General features: G+C 44.0%; 4 protein-coding genes and 2 rRNA genes. 5 read left to right on the forward strand and 1 reads right to left on the reverse strand.

The window, feature by feature from the left end:
* From ACEYKX_RS01005 to ACEYKX_RS01015, 3 genes are all read left to right on the forward strand, one after another.
* Positions 1-383, forward strand: a 23S ribosomal RNA gene (locus ACEYKX_RS01005); the annotation flags it as partial.
* A 177-nt stretch (positions 384-560) separates the two neighbouring features.
* Positions 561-676, forward strand: a 5S ribosomal RNA gene (rrf, locus tag ACEYKX_RS01010).
* Positions 677-882: 206 nt separating this feature from the next.
* Entirely contained in the window at positions 883-2,727 is a 1,845-nt protein-coding gene (locus ACEYKX_RS01015; RefSeq protein WP_373780359.1) for an ATP-binding protein, read from the forward strand.
* Positions 2,728-2,769: 42 nt separating this feature from the next.
* Here ACEYKX_RS01015 and suhB read toward each other — a convergent pair whose 3' ends face one another.
* A complete protein-coding gene (gene suhB / locus ACEYKX_RS01020) occupies positions 2,770-3,573 on the reverse strand; it encodes an inositol-1-monophosphatase (RefSeq protein WP_373780360.1) in 804 nt (267 codons plus the stop codon).
* Between the two features lie 171 nt (positions 3,574-3,744).
* Here suhB and trmJ point away from each other — a divergent pair, with 171 nt between their 5' ends.
* Together trmJ and ACEYKX_RS01030 are read left to right on the forward strand one after the other, a co-directional pair.
* On the forward strand, positions 3,745-4,491 hold the full coding sequence (gene trmJ, locus ACEYKX_RS01025) for a tRNA (cytosine(32)/uridine(32)-2'-O)-methyltransferase TrmJ (RefSeq protein ID WP_373780361.1): 747 nt from the start codon (positions 3,745-3,747) through the stop codon (positions 4,489-4,491).
* Between the two features lie 67 nt (positions 4,492-4,558).
* Positions 4,559-4,822, forward strand: a 264-nt coding sequence (locus ACEYKX_RS01030; RefSeq protein ID WP_373780362.1) for an Rrf2 family transcriptional regulator, incomplete at its 3' end; no start/stop codon positions are given.

Consider the following 4,822-nt stretch of genomic DNA (forward strand, 5'->3'; position numbering starts at 1 on the left):
ATCCTGGGGCTGAAGTAGGTCCCAAGGGTATGGCTGTTCGCCATTTAAAGTGGTACGCGAGCTGGGGTTAGAACGTCGTGAGACAGTTCGGTCCCTATCTGCCGTGGGCGTTGGAGAATTGAGAGGGGCTGCTCCTAGTACGAGAGGACCGGAGTGGACGCATCACTGGTGTTCCGGTTGTGTCGCCAGACGCATTGCCGGGTAGCTACATGCGGGAGAGATAAGTGCTGAAAGCATCTAAGCACGAAACTTGCCTTAAGATGAGTTCTCCCAGTCTATAAGACTGTAAGGGTTGTTTGAGACGAAGACGTAGATAGGCGCGGTGTGTAAGTGTAGTGATACATTGAGCTAACGCGTACTAATTGCCCGAGAGGCTTAACCATACAACGCTCAAGTGTTTTGGGCACGTAGGTGTTTTGGATGGTGTGGTTTGACCTAAACGTAAGAAGAGAAGTAGTCGGAAGGATGAAAGTGGAGTAATTGAAAGGACGAAGGGTAAGCGACTGACGGGAGTTGGTTGTGAGTTGAGGCTTGTTTTTGGTTTTGCTAGAAGGAATTATCCTGGCGGCGATAGTGCGGTGGTCCCACCTGACCCCATGCCGAACTCAGAAGTGAAACGCCGTGACGCCGATGGTAGTGTGGGGGTTCCCCATGTGAGAGTAGGTCACCGCCAGGGATTTATTGTGATAGATATAGAGAACCGGATGGATGTAGGAAACCGGATAGATAAGAGACCGTGAGTTGAGAGACTTGCGGTTTTTTGTTTTTTGGGGATTTATAAAGGCACATTATATTTTGATTCACAAAACTTGTTGAAAAACGACCGCACTTTAGTTCTATCAGTGTTAGAATAAAGCAATTTATCTTTTAACAGAAACAGTTATGAAAAATCTTAGATACTTTGCACAAAAATATATTGATTGGGTGATTAAATTAGGTCGTTTAAAGTTCTCTTTGCTTGGGATTACATTGCTTGCGATTTTAGCCGTGTTGACTCAAATTCTGCTCAGCATTTTTATTATCGGTGAGATCCACTGGGGGGATTTAGCCCGTTCTATTACTTTCGGTTTGATTTCCGCGCCTTTCGTAATTTACTTTTTTACGTTATTAGTAGAAAAATTAGAATTATCGCGTATTAATTTAGCTCGCTCGGTTAAGGAATTACAACAAGAAATTCAAGAACGGATTTTGGCTGAACGACGTTTGGCGCAGACCAACCGAGATAAAACCGCATTAATGGCAACTATCAGCCATGAATTACGAACGCCGTTGAACGGAATTATCGGGCTTAGTCGGATTTTATTAGACGGCAATTTATCGGAGCAGCAGCGTAATTATCTGAAAACAATCAGTGTCAGTGCGATTTCCTTGGGACATATTTTCAATGATATTATTGATTTAGAAAAAATTGACGGACGCAGAATTGAATTGCACAAACAGGAAACGGATTTTTATGCTTTTTTAAATGATATTGAAAATATCGGTCGTTTGATGGCGGAGCAAAAACATCTGCAATTTACACTAAAGTGCGGTGAAAATTTGCCGCATTTTTTAATGTTGGATAATACCAGATTAAGTCAGGTGTTATGGAATTTGCTAAGTAATGCGACTAAATTTACGGAAAAAGGATTGATCGGCATTGATGTACAGCGTGCCGGGGAAAATGAATATCTTTTTGCCGTCAGTGATAGCGGGCAAGGCATTCCGCATGATGAACTGGATAAAATTTTTACCATGTATTATCAGGTGGAACATAATAAGTGTAAACCGGCCGGTAGCGGCATCGGGTTGGCGATTGCAAAACAGATTGCTACATTAATGGACGGTGATTTAACCGTTAAAAGCGAGTTGGGACAAGGTTCTACTTTTCTGCTTCGTATCCGGGCGGAAGAGTCCGGCAGTCCGCTAAGTAAACAAATTGTGCCGAGTATTGCCGATTTGCGCGTTTTATTGGTAGAAGATATTGAATTGAATGTGATTGTTGCCAAGTCGGTATTGGAAAAGCAGGGGTATCAAGTTGATGTGGCAATGAGCGGGCAGCAGGCGATAGAGAAATTTGAGCGGAATATTTATGACTTAGTGTTATTGGATATTCAGCTGCCGGACATGAGCGGCTTTCAGGTTGCGCAGCATTTGCGGCAAAAATATGAAGAAGGCATATATGACTTTTTGCCGCCGCTGATTGCATTGACGGCGAATATTATGCACAGCAAAGCAGAATATCAGCAACAGGGAATGGATGATGTATTGCGTAAACCGTTGTCCGTGAAAGCATTAAACCGTTGTTTATCGGACTATTTCGGTGAAGCGGATAACTCGGTTTTTTTAGCGCCGGTAAATAAAGAACCCGGTCAAAGTGCGGTCGATTTTGAGGCTGATTTTGTGATGTTAAACGATCTGATTGCTATGCTCGGCGTGCAGTTCGTAAAGGATAATCTCTCTTTGTTTAAACAAACTATGCCTGAATATATCGCGGACTTACAAACGGCATTCATACGTTATCAACAAGATCCCGCTCATCGTTCGGAACTGACCGATTGCGCTCACAAAATCAAAGGTGCGGCTGCCAGTATCGGGTTAACATATCTTCAGCAGATTGCGGAACAAGCGCAGCGTGCCGAATTGAGCGGTTGGAAGGAAAATATTGCCGAATGGGTAGAATTGTTGACGACACAATGGCTCAGTGAAACGGAAAAATTAGAGAGATGGTTAGCAAGTAAAAGCTAAAATAAAAGCCAAATTCTGATGGGAATTTGGCTTTTTTGCCGATTAATTTTTGAATTCAGCTGTTAAACAAGGCTGAATTTTATTTAAAATTTCTTTGAGGACGCGCGGTGCGGCGGCAATGATATGTCCTGCTTTTAAGTAATTATGTCCGCCGTTGAAGTCACAAACCAGCCCGCCCGCTTCACGTACGATTAAATCGCCGGCGGCGCAGTCCCAAGGTTTTACGCCCAATTCAAAATAACCGTCAACACGCCCTGCTGCCACATAGCATAAGTCCAAGGCTGCGGATCCTGTGCGACGGAAATCGGCACAGTCTTCAATTAAGCTGTTCATCATAGCGAACTGCAGCGGCATAAATTTGGTTTGTTTAAACGGAAAACCGGTCGCTAACACCGTGCCGGACAATTCTTTTTTGTTATCCACGCGTAAGCGCATTTCATTTAATTTTGCGCCTTCGCCACGTACGGCGGTGAACAGTTCGTTACGGATAGGATCGTAAACCACGCCGACTTCTGTGCGACCTTTTACGCGAATGGCAATGGAAACGGAAAAATACGGGAAAGCTTTGACAAAATTGGTGGTGCCGTCTAATGGATCAATCACCCATTGCACATCGTTGTCTTTTCCTTCCAGCGCACCGCTTTCTTCGGTGATAATAGTATGTTCGGGATAAGATTTACGGATAATCTCAATGATAGCGGCTTCAGCAGCCTTGTCCACGTTAGTCACATAATCATTGGCACTTTTCAGTGTGGTTTCAACATCATCGCGGCGTTCATAGTTTTTGGCAATCACATTGCCCGCTCTCCGTGCCGCACGAATCGCAATATTTAGCATTGGGTTCATAATCCACCGGATTTTCTAAAGAACATAATAAAGGCGTGCATTATAGTTATTTTTTAATCAGTTGACCAGTGTTTTCGCGCTTCGGAAAGTAAAATAAATTTCACAAACCTGACTGAATCCGAAGGGTATTATGATAGAATAACCACAAATTTTACTCTGAATACAAATGCTATGTTGAACAATATCCGAATCGTATTAGTCGAAACTTCCCACAGCGGTAATATCGGTTCCGCCGCGCGGGCGATGAAAACGATGGGCTTGACGCGGCTGTATTTGGTTGCGCCAAAACAAGGCATTGACGAACAAGCGATTGCCTTGGCGGCAGGGGCGGAAGATGTGGTTCGACAAGCGGTGATTGTGCCGACATTTGATCAAGCGGTGGCGGATTGTTCGTTAGTGATTGGCACCAGCGCCCGCTTGCGTCATATGCAAAACAGCTTAATCGAGCCTCGCGAATGCGGGATGAAAGCCCTTGAACGGGCTGCGCAGAACGAACGGATTGCCGTTGTTTTCGGGCGGGAGCGGATCGGATTAACCAATGAAGAATTGCTCAAATGTCGCTATCATTTAACCGTTCCCGCCAATCCCGATTATTCTTCTTTGAATTTGGCGATGGCGGTACAGTTAGTTTGTTATGAACTGCGAATGGCGTATTTACAGCAAAACGGGCAGCCTGTTATTGCAATAGAAGATACCGATTTAAATGCTGGACGATATCCGACGGCAGAAGAAATGGAATACTTTTTTGCTCATACGGAACGGCTTTATCAAACACTTGGTTTTATTCAAAATCAAGGGGTTATGCAAAAATTGAGATGTTTGTATCAGCGGGCGGACGTGAAGAAAAACGAATTGAATATCCTACGCGGTATGCTAAGTGCGGTCGAAAAACAGCTTGTTTTATTGCAGGATAAATAGTTGACTAATTTGGTTGGTTATGTAACTATTTAGCCCGTTAAACCGAGTTATTAAAAGGAAAGTGCGAATGAAATTAACATCAAAAGGACGCTATGCAGTGACGGCGATTTTAGATATTGCGTTAAATGCAAGTGAAAATCCGGTAACGCTCTCGGATATTTCGGAACGCCAGCATATTTCCCTTTCTTATTTGGAACAACTGTTTGCCAAATTGCGCCGCCACGGTTTAGTGAAAAGTGTACGCGGGCCGGGCGGCGGCTATCAGTTGGGCAAACCCGCTACGGATATTTCCATCGGCATGGTGATTTCGGCGGTGAATGAAAATATCAGC

Source organism: Glaesserella sp. (genome assembly GCF_041817755.1).
Lineage (GTDB): Bacteria > Pseudomonadota > Gammaproteobacteria > Enterobacterales > Pasteurellaceae > Glaesserella.

Coding starts and splice junctions, on each gene's coding strand:
- ACEYKX_RS01015 (WP_373780359.1), top strand. CDS start 883: ATGAAAAATCTTAGATACTTTGCACAAAAATATATTGATTGGGTGATT.
- trmJ (WP_373780361.1), top strand. CDS start 3,745: ATGTTGAACAATATCCGAATCGTATTAGTCGAAACTTCCCACAGCGGT.
- suhB (WP_373780360.1), bottom strand. CDS start 3,573: ATGAACCCAATGCTAAATATTGCGATTCGTGCGGCACGGAGAGCGGGC.